This window comes from Achromobacter arsenitoxydans SY8 (assembly GCF_000236785.1).
GTDB lineage: Bacteria > Pseudomonadota > Gammaproteobacteria > Burkholderiales > Burkholderiaceae_B > Achromobacter > Achromobacter arsenitoxydans.
Map to the genome: position 1 here is coordinate 1 of NZ_AGUF01000102.1, position 14,972 is coordinate 14,972.

At 67.1% G+C, this 14,972-nt stretch carries 13 protein-coding genes; 5 read left to right on the forward strand and 8 right to left on the reverse strand.

The features are described 5' to 3' along the window. The 6 genes from KYC_RS27645 to ppc form a co-directional block, all read right to left on the reverse strand. Window positions 1–1,277: T6SS effector BTH_I2691 family protein (locus KYC_RS27645; RefSeq protein ID WP_008168846.1), on the reverse strand; the 1,277-nt coding region annotated here is incomplete at its 3' end. Then, entirely contained in the window at window positions 1,274–2,218 is a 945-nt protein-coding gene (locus KYC_RS29175) for a DUF4123 domain-containing protein (protein WP_081478127.1), read from the reverse strand. The genes KYC_RS27645 and KYC_RS29175, both read right to left, overlap by 4 nt. Continuing rightward, window positions 2,215–2,475, reverse strand: a complete 261-nt coding sequence (locus KYC_RS27655) for a hypothetical protein (RefSeq protein ID WP_238532004.1) — start codon at window positions 2,473–2,475, stop codon at window positions 2,215–2,217. The genes KYC_RS29175 and KYC_RS27655 overlap by 4 nt, the downstream gene beginning before the upstream one ends. Before the next feature lie 296 nt (window positions 2,476–2,771). Then, the gene (locus KYC_RS27660; protein ID WP_008168852.1) at window positions 2,772–3,170 is read right to left on the reverse strand and encodes a VOC family protein; all 399 of its coding nucleotides are present in this window, start codon (window positions 3,168–3,170) and stop codon (window positions 2,772–2,774) included. A 51-nt stretch (window positions 3,171–3,221) separates the two neighbouring features. Beyond that, window positions 3,222–4,046, reverse strand: coding sequence for an alpha/beta fold hydrolase (locus KYC_RS27665; RefSeq protein WP_008168855.1), 825 nt, complete (start codon window positions 4,044–4,046; stop codon window positions 3,222–3,224). Beyond that, entirely contained in the window at window positions 4,043–6,892 is a 2,850-nt protein-coding gene (ppc, locus tag KYC_RS27670) for a phosphoenolpyruvate carboxylase (RefSeq protein ID WP_008168857.1), read from the reverse strand. Before ppc ends, KYC_RS27665 begins: the two co-directional genes overlap by 4 nt. A 166-nt stretch (window positions 6,893–7,058) precedes the next feature. Between ppc and queC the strand changes: the two genes are divergently transcribed. Continuing rightward, entirely contained in the window at window positions 7,059–7,778 is a 720-nt protein-coding gene (gene queC, locus KYC_RS27675; protein ID WP_008168859.1) for a 7-cyano-7-deazaguanine synthase QueC, read from the forward strand. 502 nt (window positions 7,779–8,280) lie between these two features. Here queC and KYC_RS27680 read toward each other — a convergent pair. Together KYC_RS27680 and KYC_RS27685 are read right to left on the reverse strand one after the other, a co-directional pair. Next, window positions 8,281–9,519: an MFS transporter gene (locus tag KYC_RS27680; RefSeq protein WP_008168861.1), complete on the reverse strand. Its 1,239-nt coding sequence runs from the start codon at window positions 9,517–9,519 to the stop codon at window positions 8,281–8,283. Further along, window positions 9,516–10,061 (reverse strand): GNAT family N-acetyltransferase, encoded by a 546-nt coding sequence (locus tag KYC_RS27685; protein WP_043519442.1) that lies wholly within the window; start codon window positions 10,059–10,061, stop codon window positions 9,516–9,518. The genes KYC_RS27680 and KYC_RS27685 overlap by 4 nt, the downstream gene beginning before the upstream one ends. Window positions 10,062–10,184: 123 nt before the next feature. On the opposite strand from KYC_RS27685, the gene KYC_RS27690 reads away from it, so the two are divergent. The 4 genes from KYC_RS27690 (at window position 10,185) to KYC_RS27705 (ending at window position 14,961) form a co-directional block, all read left to right on the forward strand. Continuing rightward, window positions 10,185–11,081, forward strand: a complete 897-nt coding sequence (locus KYC_RS27690; protein WP_008168865.1) for a LysR family transcriptional regulator — start codon at window positions 10,185–10,187, stop codon at window positions 11,079–11,081. A gap of 63 nt (window positions 11,082–11,144) precedes the next feature. Beyond that, entirely contained in the window at window positions 11,145–11,960 is an 816-nt protein-coding gene (locus KYC_RS27695) for an AraC family transcriptional regulator (protein ID WP_008168866.1), read from the forward strand. Between the two features lie 106 nt (window positions 11,961–12,066). After that, on the forward strand, window positions 12,067–13,935 hold the full coding sequence (ilvD, locus tag KYC_RS27700; RefSeq protein ID WP_008168867.1) for a dihydroxy-acid dehydratase: 1,869 nt from the start codon (window positions 12,067–12,069) through the stop codon (window positions 13,933–13,935). Between the two features lie 144 nt (window positions 13,936–14,079). Beyond that, entirely contained in the window at window positions 14,080–14,961 is an 882-nt protein-coding gene (locus KYC_RS27705; protein ID WP_008168868.1) for a LysR family transcriptional regulator, read from the forward strand. The last annotated feature ends 11 nt before the right edge of the window (window positions 14,962–14,972 follow it).

Here is a 14,972-nt window from a genome sequence, read left to right on the forward strand (position 1 = left end):
AGAGGCGCTTCGGTGATGCCGCCGCGCAGGCATAGTTCCAGGGTCTGGATATAAGCGGCCACCGAGTAGACGTTTCGCGCATCGTAGTCGTACCGCTCGATCAGGCGAAACAAGGGATCGTGGCGAATCTGGCTTTCGTAAAGTTCAGCCATCTGATCCACTTGCTGCTGCAAGCGATCCCTGGCGGCCTCGAAGGTCTTTTCCCAGGCCGCGCGCGCCGCTTCGTCGTAGCGCTCGTCAAGGCGCGCGATCAGGCTCTTAGCCTTGTGCTCCACCTGTTCGGCGCGTTCGCGTGCAGGATCTCTGAATATTGGCGGACTGCCGGCTTCGCTGGGCATTATTTCCCAGCCCGCATTCGGTCTTTCGGGAACAAAGTCGTCGGCCGCTTGCTTGCAGAGTTCGCGCAGGCGCTTGAGGGTTTCCGAGGTGAAGAACTTGTAGTGATTGACGGGGTCGGCCTCGAAGGCCTGCCGCTCACGCACCCAGCCCGCGCGCTGGTGATTGATTTCCTGCACCAGGCCAACCGGATCCGGCAGCACCACCGCCAGCACCCCGTTGGGCAAGTGCTCACACTGGGCCTGAACCCGCACAAACCCGCGCAAGGCTTCAAGACGGTGATTGCGGGTGCAGAATCCGTGCACACTGTTGAAGTCGCCTGCCGTGGGCGAGGCGTACTCCAGCACTTGCTGGTCGACCTGCAGCGCATCTTCCGTCATGGCGATTCCCACACTGGCGGGATCGTTGCGCGCCGCTTTCAGGTCGAGCTTGAGGAATCGCGGCTCGAGCGAGGTCTTGTCCTGACCGAAGCCTATTTCATAGCGCTGCAGCACGCTTTCCGACCACGGGTCGCTGGAAAAGGCGATCCACGCCTCTGAATGACGTGCGGTGTTGATGTTGATGAACGAGGCAGGGGTAACGTGGTCAGCCTTGATGCACTTTTCGCTTAAGGGCTGAGGCTTGGCGCGCGGTATGGCGAAGGGGTTGAACTGGCGCAGCGCGCCTTCAGGCGTGACCTGGTAGGCCTGCCACAGCGCTTTGTCCAGCAGCACATACAGATAGCCCTGGCGCAGGGTGCGCGGTTGATCCAGCCGCATCTGTACGGCTTCCAGACCACCGGCGCCGGCGACTGCCCGCTTCCCCATGGCCAGCGGCGAAGGCGCATACGCGGCCCGCAACGGCAGAATCGGAAAACCCATGCGCTCGCAAGCGTTGCAGTCTCCGGTGGGGTTGGGCACGGCGTGGTGCAGGGCTCTGCTAAGCAATTGGCTGGTGTTCATGAGTAGTTTGCTGCTTGCGGCAAGGAGGCAAAAATATCTTTCCAGTCGGCGGCGTTGTAGCGTTCGAAGCGGGCTTCCAACGGAGCCACACCCTTAACGGCATCAAGAATGTCCCGTTGGATCTTCGGATGCCTGGGCAATTGCGGATGAATCCCAACCCGCTGCAGACAGAGCGCGATGATGTCGCGACTGTCCCTGAGCCCAAGCTGCTGGGCGTCACGGACAAGCCGGAAGGCATGGACGCCAGCCTGCGGGGGCAAAATCCCCGCTCCGTTCCACCGCCAGGGCGCGAACGAATGGCGGCCTTGCTGCGCGAGCCGCCAAGCGTCCAGAAAATCGCTCACCAGCTTCGCCGCGCGCTGCGTATGACGGACCAAGTCGGCGTCTTCTCTTTTGGCGTTTGATGGGCCGCCCGGCAATATGGAGAAGCTGCCCCAAGTGGTTGGAAGCAGCCAGGCGCTGATGGGGGAAAGCACTCCTGCAAGCCCAGTCCCCAGGGCGGCTGCAAGCAGCTCCAGGCGCAGCGGTTCGTACCATGGGGTCATGGAGTTGCTTGAACTGGACGAGGAAATTCGGCATTGCTCGGCCACGTGGCGGGCAACAGCGCCGAGCGGAGCCGGACTCAGCAGCCATCCGCAGACGTACCGCTTTTTGTAGGCGAGGTCTTCCTGCGCGTAGCAGGCGCTGAGTTCAAGGAGCCGTTTCGAGCATTCCCGTCCCGGCGCCGCAAGTTCCACCAAAGCCGGACACGCTTCGCGCGCATAGGCAAGGTCAGGCCGCAAGATCCGTTCGACCGCGGCCTCGCCGCGATCCTGGCTCAGCGACGGAACGCTCAGGGGATGGGATGATTCGCACTCGGCCAATGCATCGACGAGCAAGTACAGGTGATCATGCGGGCCACGATGCCGTTCGGCGAAGGTTAAGACGTGTTCCGCAGTCATCGGCAGCGCTCCGCGCACTTAGCCTTGGACCCGGTGTTCAAGTGACTGAGCTGAGCCAGGCTGTTTCCGCTGCCGCCGCCGGCATGCAGTTCATAGTCTTCGGTGCGCTGCAGGTTCGACTGACCAGCCTGCAGTTCTGAGCGCCCTGCCACCTCCGGTACATGGCGGACGTTGATGGCGGGATTGGCGCAGGCCAGTTTGATCGAAATGCTGTCGATGGGGGCGAAGGTGAAGCGTAGATCGGATTGGGAAGGCATGGCATGCTCCGTGCAGCGACAGGCCTTGTTCGCCAGAGCGGGCGAATAGCCCGCCTGTGAATAGGCGTCCGCTTGCAACGATGGATTGCGGTGGATGCGCGTGGATTCAGCGCTCAATCCTGAGCAATCGCCGGCTTCTCGTATACGGGACTAGTCCTGATCTATCGGGCGATTGCTAGGACTTGTCCTAATCGCATCGAAGGGATATCTACCCTTAATGGAATCCCTCTGATGCGAAGCCAGCGCGCACGACCGGGACATCTTGGGATGTCCTGCGACTCCTGACCGCCAACGCGCTAAGTGTCGGCCGGCGAATGGCAAGCCACGCAAAGCTTGTTGCCGTCAGGATCGCGAAAATAGGCGCCGTAGTAATGCGCGTGATACTCGGGCCGCAGGCCCGGGGGGCCTTCGCAGGTGCCGCCGTTTTCCAGCGCGGTGCGATGCGCCCGGCGGACGGCTTCTCTGGAATCAGCCATGAAGGCGATCATCTGGCCGTTGCCGGGTGCATGAGGCTGGCCGTTGTAGGGGCGGCATATCACGAAGTAGGGGCGTTGCTGCCCATGGCTTTGCCAGCCCGCCCAGGGCCGGTCTTTTTCGCAGAACCGCGATTCGATGCCCAGGATATCGAACATGGCGCTGTAGAAATGCAGGGCGCGATCGAAATCGCTGACGCTGACAAAAATGTGCGAGAACATCTTTCGTATCTCCTGCGGGCGCAACCGTCAGCATCTGGAGATTGCGCCCGCTCAAGCGCAGCGCTTGATCAGATGCCTGATCAGGCCGGTGACGATATCGGGCTGCTCCAGGCCCGGCAGGTGGGCAACGCCCTGCAATTCGTGGGCTTCTGCATTGGGCAGCAGTTGTGCGACCAGGCTGGCGCGCTCCTGGATATGGGGAAAGTCCAGATTGCCCCAGATGACCGTGGACGGCGCGGTGATCGTCTTGAGGTGATGGTATGCCTGTCCATCGTCGCGATTGGTCCCCGATGGCGTGGCGGCCAGCGCGATGGCGTTCATCTCCAGGAACAGGCGCCGCATGGGGCCGCTTACCCGTCCTGGGGCAGCCAAGGGGCCGTCCAGGAACAGGTGCGCTTTGATCTCGTTGAGCCTGTCGAGGTCTTTGGATGCTTCCGCGTTTTGTTGCCGGATGACCAACGCCTGTAGTTCAGGCGTGTAGACCGCTGCCGGGGCGCCGTTCACCGTCGGCGAGATCAGCACAAGCCCACGCACCCGCGCCGGGTGCGACACCGCAGCATTCAAGGCGATGTTGGCGCCCTGTGAACAGCCGACCAGAATCGCCGGAGCTGCGCCGGCGGTTGCGTCGATGACCGCAAGCAGGTCCGCTACGGAGGAATGGCTTTCCGCTGGCGCCTGTGTCTGCCCAAAGCCGCGACGGTCGTAGCAAATCGCCAGGTAGTCCGATCCACTGGCTTTCATCTGCGCATGCCACATGCGTTTGTCGCAGATGTTGGCGTGCAGAAACACCACGGGGGCGCCGCTTCCAGTCATTTCCGCGGCAATGGTGGCGGCGCCCGAGGTGACCTTCAAGGCAGCATTCACGACGGCGCTCACCCCGAATTCCGCAGCCCCGCCGCGATCCCGTTGATCGTCAGGTGGATCGCGCGCTGCACGCGCTTGTCGACTTCGGCGGTGGGGTGCTTTTGCGCGGCGCGGTGGCGGCGGATCAGGTCGATTTGCAGGTAGTTCAGCGGGTCGATGTAGGCGAAACGCTCGCGCAGCGCGATCTGCAGGGTGGGGTTGTCGGCCAGCAGTTCGCGCTGGGTCAGGAGCTTGAGCATGGCGAGCGTGCGGCCGTGTTCGGCGCTGATGGCGCCGAAGATGCGTTCGCGCAGGGCGCGCTGCGGGACGAGTTGGGCGTAGCGGGCGGCGATGGCGAGGTCGGATTTGGCCAGCACCATCTCCATGTTGGAGAGCAGGGTGCGGAAGGCGGGCCAGTCGCGGGCCATTTCGCGTAGCTGGGCCAGGCGGCCGCGGCGCGAGCGCGGGGCGTCGGGGGCGCCGGCCTCAAGATAGGCCTCGATGGCGGAGCCCATGCCGTACCAGCCGGTGAGCATCAGGCGGCATTGAGCCCAGGAGAAGCCCCAGGGGATGGCGCGGAGGTCTTCGATGCGTTGGCCTTTCTTGCGGGACGCGGGGCGCGAGCCGATGTTCAGGCCGGCGATTTCGCTGATGGGGGTGGCGGCGAAGAAGTATTCGGCGAAGCGGGGCGTGTCGTAGACGAGGCCGCGGTAGGTGCGCTGCGCGGTCTCGGACATGAAGGACATGGCGGGGCCGTGGTGCGCCATGTGGGCGTCTTCTGCGCTGGTGGCTTCGGCGCGCGGGGCGAGGCTGGATTCGAGGGTGGCGGCGACGAGCAGTTCGAGGTGCCAGCGGCCGACTTCGGCGTCTTTGTATTTGCTCTGGATGACCTCGCCCTGTTCCGTCAGGCGGATCTGGCCGGCGACGGTGCCGGGGGGCTGGGCGAGGATGGCGTCGAAGCTGGAGCCGCCGCCGCGGCCGACGGAGCCGCCGCGGCCGTGGAAGAGGCGCAGGCGGACGTTGCGGGTGGAGAAGACGTCGACCAGTGCGCGTTCGGCCTGGTAGAGCGACCAGTTGGAGGTGAGGAAGCCGCCGTCCTTGTTGCTGTCGGAGTAGCCCAGCATGACTTCCTGCGCGCCGTTCTGCGCGAGTTTTACGCGCTGGCGGACTTCGGGCAGGTCGAGCCAGGCGGCCATGATGTCGGCGCCGCGCTGCAAGTCGGGAATGGTTTCGAAGAGGGGCACGACCATGAGGCCGTCTTCGGCAGGGATGTCCTGGCCGGCGGGGGCGATGAGGCCGGCTTCTTTTTGCAGCACCATGACTTCGAGCAGGTCGCTGAGGGTCTCGGTGTGGGACACGATGGTCTGGCGCACGGCCTGCTTGCCGTAGCGGGCGCGGCCGGCGGCGGCGGCGCGCAGGACGGCGAGTTCGCGGGTGGTGTCTTCGCTGTAGGCGATCCAGGGCGAGGCGAGCGGGCGCGCCTGCGCCAGTTCGGCGCGCAGCAGTTCGACGCGCTCTTCTTCGGTAAGCGCCAGGTAGTCCAGGGGCTTGCCGTCGCGGGTGGCGCCGGCGCGGGAGAAGAGTTCGGCCAGGGCGTTTTCGTGGACGTCGGAGCTTTGGCGCAGGTCGACGGTGGCAAGGTGAAAGCCGAAGACTTCGACGGCCTGCTGCAGGCCGGCCAGCCGCAGCTTGGCGACGGGCGCGCCGTGGTGGGCGGCGAGCGATGCGGCGATGACGGCGAGGTCGGCCGACAGTTCGGCGGGCGCGTCGTAGGCGGAGGCGGCGACGGTGCTGCGGCGGGCCAGGTCCTGGCCGGTGAGGCGCAGCGCGGTGGCGGCCAGACGGGCGTAGACGCCGACGAGGGCGCGGCGGTAGGGTTCGTCGCGGCGGTGGGGGGAGTCGTCGCCGCTGCTGTCGGCCAGCGCCAGCAGTTGCGGGTCGGCGGCGATGAGGAGGGTGGTGATGGACAGTTCGGCGCCCAGCGCGTGGACTTCCTGCAGGTAGTGTTCGAACAGGACGGTGGCTTGGCGCAGCAGGGCGCGTTCGAGGGTGGAGGCGTCGACGTTGGGATTGCCGTCGCGGTCTCCGCCGATCCAGCTGCCCATGCGCAGGAAGGGTTCCAGCGGCGCGGGCGGGGCGGCGAAGGGCTTGGCGGATTCGCGGCTCAGCAGCTTGGACAGGTCGCCGTACAGGCGGGGGATGACCTGCAGGAAGGTGCTGCGGTAGTACGAGAGCGCGTTTTCGATTTCGTCGGCCACGGTGAGCCGGGTGTAGCGCAGCATGCGGGTCTGCCACAGGGTGGCGACGCGGCCGAGCAGGGCGGTGTCGAGTTCGGCCTGTTCTTCGGGGGTGAGCTGGGCTTCGCGCTGCGCGAGGGCGGTGGAGATTTCGCGGTGCACGTCGAGGGTGCTTTTGCGCTGGACCTCGGTGGGGTGGGCCGTCAGGACCGGCATGACGCAGGCTTCGGCCAGCAGGCGGCGGATGCGGGCCAGGCCGACGCCTTGCCCGCCCAGGATCTGGATGGCTTCGCGCAGGCTGCCGCGGGCGGGCGTGTTGTCGGCCAGGGCGCGGGCGCGCTGGCGGCGGTTCTGGTCGCGGTCTTCGGCGATGTTGGCCAGGTGCAGGAAGTAGCTGAAGGCGCGCGCGACGGAGTTGGGGTCGCTGCCTTGCAGGCGCTTGACGCGCTGTTCCAGCAGTTTGCTGTCGGCGTCGTTGCCTTCGCGGCGGAATTTGACGGCGGTGCGGCGCAGGGTCTCGATGGTGTCGAAGACGCGCTTGCCTTCGCATTCTTCGATGACCTCTCCTAACAGTCGGCCCAGGAGCCGGATATCGTGACGCAAGGGTTCTGCGGAATCGGACTGCGTGCGCTTGGCATTCATCGTGCGGGGATCCGTCTGGCGGCTGTGGGAAAGGGGACGTCGAAGCGGGCGTTACGGGTGAACCTTGAAAATGACCCGGTCGATTTTACGCAGCGTTCCTTACGGGGAAGGCGGTTTGCTCGGTTAAAGTTCCAGTTGTCCCTTCGTCATTCCAGAAGCCCCCTTTATGCAAAATCATCAACGTCGCGCGCTCGTGCTGTTTTCGGGCGGCCAGGATTCCACCACTTGCCTGGCCTGGGCGCTGGACCGCTATGCCCATGTGGAGACGGTGGCGTTCGATTACGGGCAGCGCCATCACATCGAACTGTCGGCGCGGCTGAATGTGCTGCGCGAGATCCGCGCGAATTTCCCGGATTGGGCGCCGCGCCTGGGCGAGGACCATCTGCTGGACCTGAAGGTGCTGGGGCAGGTGGGCGATACGGCCATGACCAGCGACCGGGCGATCGAGATGCAGGCCAACGGGCTGCCGAATACGTTCGTGCCGGGGCGCAATCTGCTGTTCCTGACGCTGGCCGCTGCGCTGGGGTACCGGCGGCAGCTGGATGTGCTGGTGGGCGGGATGTGCGAGACGGATTTTTCGGGGTATCCGGATTGCCGCGACGACACGATCAAGGCGCAGCAGGTGGCGCTGGGCTTGGGGCTGGGGTCGCGGGTGACGATCGAGACGCCGCTGATGTGGATCGACAAGTCGGAGACGTGGGCGCTGGCTTATCAGTTGGGCGGGGATGCGCTGGTTGAGACGATTGTTGAGGAAAGCCATACCTGCTATCTGGGGGAGCGGGGGGCTCGGCATGACTGGGGCTATGGGTGCGGGGAGTGTCCGGCTTGCAAGCTTAGGAAGATTGGGTGGGAGAAGTGGGTGGTGGCTTCTGCTGCTGAGGGGTGATGATGGGCTGTGGGCTGTGGGCTGCGTTGCTGGTTCTTTTGACGCCCGGCGTGGCGGCGGCCTGGGGCGCGCGGGGCTACGATTGCGGTCCGGAGCGTTCGCTCCGGACTGCCCCTTCCTCATCCTTGTTGCCGCCTGCGGCGGCTGCCTTCGGATTCCGTCGGGCGCATCTACACGCCCCGCGCACCCCAGGCCGCCGCCACGCCGGGCTCCTGTGGTTTGAGCTTCACGGGGGCTGGGGCGGGCGGGGTTCTTTAGGTTCTTGCCAGCGCTGGGGTGGGGTTAGAGCGTCTTGCGGGGCCCGCCCCTGGCCTGCCGCGCGGGCGGCGGGCCTGGGGCTTACGCGGTGTCTTGCGTCGAGGTGATGGCGCTGCGCGTGTGGGGGCGTTTGGTGTGTCGTGCTTCGTTGCTCACCAAGCGTCTGACACCCGCCAGGGACGCCGGTCCGCATTGCGTCAGCGCCCTGTGGGTGTCAGACACCGTCCCATGTGACCAGTGCGGCTCACGCCGTCTCTTGCCTGGCTGGCGCTGCGCCGGGCGCACGGGCGTCCGCCTCGGGCGTCTCGTTGGCCTGTCCGATGAATTTCCATCTAAGCATGAACGCCGCGGCTGCGATGATGGCGGCCAGGGTTGCCGACACGGCCATGGCCGCGTGCGCGCCTTGCCATTCGATGATGAACGCATACGCGATCGGAGCCGCGGCGGTCAGCAGGAAGCTGGGGATCAGCAGGGAGCCGACGAGGGCGCCGTAGCTGCGGAAGTCAAAGAGGGCCAGCGGCAGCGTGCCGCGGGTGATGGTCATGAGGCCGTTGCAGGCGCCGTAGAGCAGGGTGTAGGCGGCGGTGGCGTAGAGGCTGCCGCCGGACAGCAGGGCGAGCAGGAAGCACAGCGGCAGCGCGGCACCCACGGCCAGGTTGAGGGTCAGCGGGTGCAGGCGGGAGCCCAGGGCGACGTCGCCCAGGCGGGCGGCGAATTGGCCGATGCCCCACAGGGCCGCGACGCTGGCGGCGGTGGCCGCGGCCAGCCCCAGGCCTGAGAGCAGGGAGAAGATGTGGGCGGCGTTGCCGGCGGCCAGGAAGTTGGTGAGCATCGCGATGACCGCGTACAGGGTGCCGGCCAGTCGGCGTTCGGCGGGGGTTCGGGTCAGGCCGGTGTTGGATTTGCCGTGGTCTGTTGCGGCGGCGGCGTGGCGCTGGCGGGGCAGGGCCAGGTAGAGGGGCACGGTGGCCAGGGCCAGCGCGGCGTAGGCCAGCGCGGCGCCGCGCCAGCCTAGCGATTCGGCCAGCGCATGGCCAACGGGCCACATCACGGTGGAGGCCAGGCCGCCAAACAGGGTGATCTGGGACATGGAGCGCCGCGCGGCGGGGCCGGCGGCGCGGGCCAGGGATGCGAAGGCGGCGTCGTAGAGGCACAGGCGCATGCCCACGCCCAGGACGGCCCAGGCCGCGAAATACAGGACGGGGGAGTGTGTGGCGGCGAGCAGGGCGCAGCCTGCGGCGGACAGCGCGGCGCCGGCAGGCATGACCCGGTGTCCGCCCCAGCGGTCCACCGCAGCGCCGGCGGCGGGCGATACCAGCGCCATGACCACGATGGCGGCCGAGAAGCCGCCGTAGACGAGGGGGGCGTCCCAGCCCAGGTCGGCGGTCATGGCCGGGCCCAGGGCGCCGATCAGGTAGAAGGTCACGCCCCAGCCCACCAGCTGGGTCAGGCCCAGGCAGATGATGGCGCGCGCGGGAATCATGGCCGCTGCGGGGGCGTCGTGTCGCCTTCGCCCAGGCTGCGTTGCATCAGGACGGTATCGCGCCATTCGCCATGCTTGTGTCCCACGGACCGCAACGTGCCTGCCGGGTGGAAGCCCTGGCTGGCGTGCAGCGCCAGCGACGCGGCGTTGCGGCTGTCGCCCACCACCGCCAGCATCTGGCGCCAGCCTGCCGCCGTGCAGCGCTCTACCAGCGCGGCCAGCAGCTTGCCGCCGATGCCCAGTCCGGCGCGGCCGGCCTTTACGTAGACGGAGTCTTCGACCGTGTGGCGGTAGGCCGGGCGCGGGCGGTAGGGGGTGACGTAGGCATAGCCGACGACTTCGCCGGCGATCTCGGCCACCAGGTAGGGCATTTCCTTTTCCAGCACGCTGGCGCGGCGCTGGCGCATTTCGGCGATGGGCGGCGGCTCCAGTTCGAACGAGGCGGTGCCGTGCTGTACGTGGTGCGCGTAGATGGTCTTGATGGCGGGAAGATCGGCTTCCGCGCTGTCGCGGATGAGGACGGTGGGCGTATGGGGCGACATGGAATGGCCGGCGAGGTGGGTGGCGAAAGTTTGGTCAGGCAGCCGCCAGTGTGCGGCAAGCGATTTCATTAATAAAGCTTTGGTCTATTATGCTTTTCATAAGTAAAACTTTGGATTGAGCCGATGCGTGGCCTGAACCTGGACCATTTGCGCACGTTTGCGCAGGTCATCGAACTGGGCAGCTTTTCCGCCGCCGCCGAGCGCGGCGGGGTGACGCAGCCGGCGGTCAGCCTGCAGATCCGCCAGCTGGAGCGCCGGTTCGGGGTGAAGCTGGTGGAGCGCATCGGCCGGCGCGCCGGGCCGACGGCGGCCGGGCTGGAACTGCTGGCCCATATCCGCGTGATCGACGGCGCGCTGGCGCAGGCCGAGCAGGCCATGACCGCGCACGCGTCGCAGGTGTCCGGCCGGATCCGGCTGGGCACGGGCGCCACCGCCTGCACCTATCTGCTGCCGCCGCTGCTGGCCGACCTGCGCCGCCGCTTTCCGGCGCTGGACATCGTGGCCAGCACGGGCAATACGGCGGACATGCTGCGCGGGCTGGAGGCCAACACGCTGGACATTGTGCTGATCACGCTGCCCGCGCCGGGCCGCATGTTCCAGGCGACGCCCGTGATGGAAGACGAATTTGTGGCGATTTTTCCTGCGCGGGACGAGGCCGCCATTCCCGAGGTTGTCACGCCGCAATCCCTGTCGCGGCTGCCGCTGGTGCTGTTCGAGCCCGGCGCGCGCACGCGGCGGCTGGTGGACGACTGGTTCGAGGCGGCGGGCGTGGCGGTCAAGCCCATCATGGAACTGGGCAGCACGGAGGCGATGAAAGAGATCGTGGCGGCAGGGCTGGGCTGCGCGGTTCTGCCCCGGCTGGCGGTGTCGGGGGCGGGCCGGCGCGATGCGCTGGCGCTGCGGTCGCTGACGCCGCGCCTGTCGCGCGACCTCGCCATCGTCCTGCGCCGCGACAAGCCGCTCAGCCGCGGGCTGCGCCATCTGCAGGATGCGCTGCTGGCGCTGGCGCCGGTCTCTTGAGGCCGCGAACCAGGGCCGCAGTCCGGTACCATCTGGCGTCAACCGAGCTGCAATCATCGAGAAATGGACATGCCTGCCCCTGCGCCGAGCCGTTCCCCGGCCGATCTGGACCTGTTTCCCTATGAGTCTTCGCGCCGCCCCGTGGCCGGGCTGGCGGTGGACTATCAGGACGGCCATCGGGTCAAGCGCCACCGGCATCGCCGCGGGCAGCTCGTCTATGCGATTTCGGGCGTGATGGTGGTGGATACCGACGCGGGCATCTGGATCGTGCCGCCCACGCGCGGCGTCTGGGTGCCGGCCTGGGTGTCGCACGGCATTCGCATGAGCGGCGAGCCCCGCATGCGTACGGTGTTCATCGAGCCGGGCGCAGCAAAGCACCTGCCGGCGCAATGCTGCGTGCTGTCGGTGTCGCCGCTTTTGCGCGAGCTGATGGCGGCCGCTGCCGAGGTGCCGTTGGATTGGGCGCCGGACACGCGCGACGGCCGGCTGATGATGCTGCTGCTGGACGAGCTGCGCCAGGAACCCGTGCTGCCGCTGCATCTGCCGCAGCCGTCGGAGCCCAGGCTGGCCCGCATCTGCCGGGCCATCGTGCGGCATCCGGAACGTCAGGACGGGGCGGCCGACTGGGCGCGGGAATTGGGGGTGGACCCCAAAACCGTGCATCGCCTGTTCGTGCGCCACACGGGCATGACGTTCGGCCGCTGGCGCCAGCAGGCGCGGCTGCTGGCCGCGATGGAGCGCCTGGCGCGCGGCGAGCGTGTGCTGGATGTGGCCCTGGACCTGGGCTATGACAGTCCCAGCGCATTTGCCGCGATGTTCCGCAAGGCGCTGGGGGAGTCGCCCAGCGCGTTCGCGGCACGCGGGCAGGCGTCCGCCTGATGGCCATTGACCGGCTCCGGCGCGGCCGCCGGGCGGTCCCGCCCCGAACCAGCGTATTATTTACCGTTTTGCCGCCCACGCTAACAGCTACAGCCTGAGACAGATCATGCCGCACTACCGTTCCCGCACCTCGACCCACGGCCGCAACATGGCCGGAGCCCGCGCCCTGTGGCGCGCCACCGGCATGAAGGACGGAGACTTCGGCAAGCCGATCATCGCGGTGGTGAACTCGTTCACGCAGTTCGTGCCGGGTCACGTGCACCTGCGCGACCTGGGCGCGCTGGTGGCCAAGGAAATCGAAGCCGCGGGCGGCGTCGCCAAGGAATTCAACACCATCGCCGTCGACGACGGCATCGCCATGGGCCACGGCGGCATGCTGTATTCGCTGCCGTCGCGCGAACTCATTGCCGACTCGGTGGAATACATGGTGAACGCGCACTGCGCCGACGCCATGGTCTGCATCTCGAACTGCGACAAGATCACCCCGGGGATGCTGATGGCCGCCATGCGCCTGAACATCCCGGTCGTGTTCGTGTCCGGCGGCCCGATGGAAGCGGGCAAGGTCAAGTCGCCCACCGACGGCACCGTCATCGCCAAGATCGACCTGATCGACGCCATGATCAAGGCGGCCGATCCCAACGTGTCGGACGCCGACGTGGCTGAAGTCGAACGCAGCGCCTGCCCGACCTGCGGCTCCTGTTCCGGCATGTTCACGGCCAACTCGATGAACTGTCTGACCGAAGCCATCGGCCTGGCGCTGCCGGGCAACGGCACCATCGTGGCCACGCACGCCTGGCGCAAGGGCTTGTTTGAACAAGCCGGCCGCCTGGTCGTGGACCTGTGCCGCCGCTACTACGTTGAAGAAGACGAATCCGTCCTGCCGCGCAGCATCGCCACCAAGAGCGCGTTCCAGAACGCCATGGCGCTGGACGTGGCCATGGGCGGGTCGACCAATACCGTGCTGCATCTGCTGGCCGCGGCGCAGGAAGCCGGCGTGGACTTCACCATGGCCGACATCGACCGCATTTCGCGCAAGGTGCCCTGCCTGTGCAAGGCGGCGCCCGCCACCGACAAGTACCACATCGAAGACGTGCACCGCGCCGGCGGCATCCTGGGCATCCTGGGCGAGCTGGCCCGCGCCGACCTGCTGGACCTGTCCTGCGGCAACGTGCACAGCGGCACGCTGGGCAACGCGATCCAGCAATGGGACGTGGCCGGCGGCGCTGGCGAAGCGGCGCAGAAGTTCTACCGCGCGGCGCCCGGCGGCATCCCGACCACGGTCGCCTTCAGCCAGGACGCCACGTTCCTGACCCTGGACACGGACCGCAAGACGGGCTGCATCCGCAGCAAGGAAAACGCCTACTCGAAGGACGGCGGCCTGGCCGTGCTGTACGGCAACCTGGCGGAAAAGGGCTGCATCGTGAAGACGGCCGGCGTGGACGAGTCGCAATGGGTCTTTACGGGCCGCGCGCGCGTCTTCGAAAGCCAGGACGACGCCGTGGAAGGCATCCTGGGCGACAAGATCGTGGCGGGCGACGTGGTGGTGATTCGCTACGAAGGCCCCAAGGGCGGTCCGGGCATGCAGGAAATGCTGTATCCCACGTCCTACCTGAAGTCCAAGGGCCTGGGCAAGACCTGCGCTTTGTTCACCGATGGCCGCTTCTCGGGCGGTTCGTCGGGCCTGGTGATCGGCCATGCATCGCCGGAAGCGGCGGAAGGCGGCACGATCGGCCTGGTGGAAGAAGGCGACGTGATCGAGATCGACATCCCGAACCGCAAGATGCATCTGGCGGTCTCCGACGAGGAACTGGCCCGCCGCCGCGCCGCGATGGACGCGCGCGCCGACGGCTGGGAGCCCGTGGGCCGCGAGCGCGTAGTGTCGCAGGCGCTGCAGGCGTATGCCGCCCTGGCGACGTCGGCGGACCGCGGCGCGGTGCGCGATCTGTCGCAGCTCAAGCAGAAGGGCAAGCGCTGATGGGCTGATTGCCTGTTGCGAGGAAAAAGCGGCGCTTTTGGCGCCGCTTTTTTTTCGCAGCTACGCCTGCGTCATGGCCGTCGTGGCAGTGCGATTCCTGGCCGCCGATAAAATCCTACGGGTCACCCACCGGAGCCCACCGCCATGTCCCTAAACTCCGAAGCCCTGCGCCTGTTCCTCGGCGTGGTCGACGCCGGTTCCCTCAGCGCCGCCGCCGAGATGCTCGGCCAGACCGCGTCGGGCGTCAGCCGTGGGCTGCAGCGGCTGGAGGAAGACCTTGGGGTCACGCTGCTTAACCGGACCACGCGCCGCATGGAGCTGACCGAGGAGGGCAGGCATTTCCTGCCGAAGGCCCGGCAGATCGTCGCGTCGCTCGAAGAGGCCGAGGAATGCATGCGCATGGTGCATCAGCGTCCGGCGGGCCGCTTGCGGGTGGATGCGTCGGTGCCGGTGATGTTGCATTGCGTGGTGCCGCATGTGGCGGAGTTCCGGCGCGAGTATCCCGAGATTTCGCTGGAGCTGACCAGCAACGACCGCATCGTGGACCTGATGGAGCATCGCACCGATGTGGCGCTGCGCATGGGGCCGCTGACGGATTCCACCCTGCACGCGCGCGCCATGCGGCCATCGCCGCGCTGGCTCATGGCCAGCCCGGACTACGTGGCCCGGCGCGGCGCGCCCAAGACCGTCGAGGATCTGGCCGGGCACGAGCTGCTCGGATTCACCCAGCCGGAAAGCCTGAACGTCTGGCCGCTGCGCCACGCGGGCGGCACGGGCTATCTGATCACGCCGACGCTTGCGACGTCCAGCGGCGAGACGCAGTTCCAACTGGCGCTGCTCGGCGTCGGCATTGCGTGCGTGTCGGATTTCATGGTGCGGGACGAAATCCGGGCGGGGCGGCTGGTGAAGGTGATGGAAAGCGAATACACCGATCACCTGCAGCCCATGCACGCCGTGTACCACCGCAACACGCAGCTTTCGCGGCGCATTGCGTGCTTCCTGGATTTCTATGCGGGGCGGATCTAGCGGCGGCCTTG

What these genes read in the sequence shown, in the direction of transcription:
- KYC_RS29175 (WP_081478127.1), bottom strand. Translation starts at nt 2,218, where the DNA reads ATGACTGCGGAACACGTCTTAACCTTCGCCGAACGGCATCGTGGCCCG.
- KYC_RS27655 (WP_238532004.1), bottom strand. Translation starts at nt 2,475, where the DNA reads ATGCCTTCCCAATCCGATCTACGCTTCACCTTCGCCCCCATCGACAGC.
- KYC_RS27660 (WP_008168852.1), bottom strand. Translation starts at nt 3,170, where the DNA reads ATGTTCTCGCACATTTTTGTCAGCGTCAGCGATTTCGATCGCGCCCTG.
- ppc (WP_008168857.1), bottom strand. Translation starts at nt 6,892, where the DNA reads ATGAATGCCAAGCGCACGCAGTCCGATTCCGCAGAACCCTTGCGTCAC.
- queC (WP_008168859.1), top strand. Translation starts at nt 7,059, where the DNA reads ATGCAAAATCATCAACGTCGCGCGCTCGTGCTGTTTTCGGGCGGCCAG.
- KYC_RS27680 (WP_008168861.1), bottom strand. Translation starts at nt 9,519, where the DNA reads ATGATTCCCGCGCGCGCCATCATCTGCCTGGGCCTGACCCAGCTGGTG.
- KYC_RS27685 (WP_043519442.1), bottom strand. Translation starts at nt 10,061, where the DNA reads ATGTCGCCCCATACGCCCACCGTCCTCATCCGCGACAGCGCGGAAGCC.
- KYC_RS27690 (WP_008168865.1), top strand. Translation starts at nt 10,185, where the DNA reads ATGCGTGGCCTGAACCTGGACCATTTGCGCACGTTTGCGCAGGTCATC.
- KYC_RS27695 (WP_008168866.1), top strand. Translation starts at nt 11,145, where the DNA reads ATGGACATGCCTGCCCCTGCGCCGAGCCGTTCCCCGGCCGATCTGGAC.
- ilvD (WP_008168867.1), top strand. Translation starts at nt 12,067, where the DNA reads ATGCCGCACTACCGTTCCCGCACCTCGACCCACGGCCGCAACATGGCC.
- KYC_RS27705 (WP_008168868.1), top strand. Translation starts at nt 14,080, where the DNA reads ATGTCCCTAAACTCCGAAGCCCTGCGCCTGTTCCTCGGCGTGGTCGAC.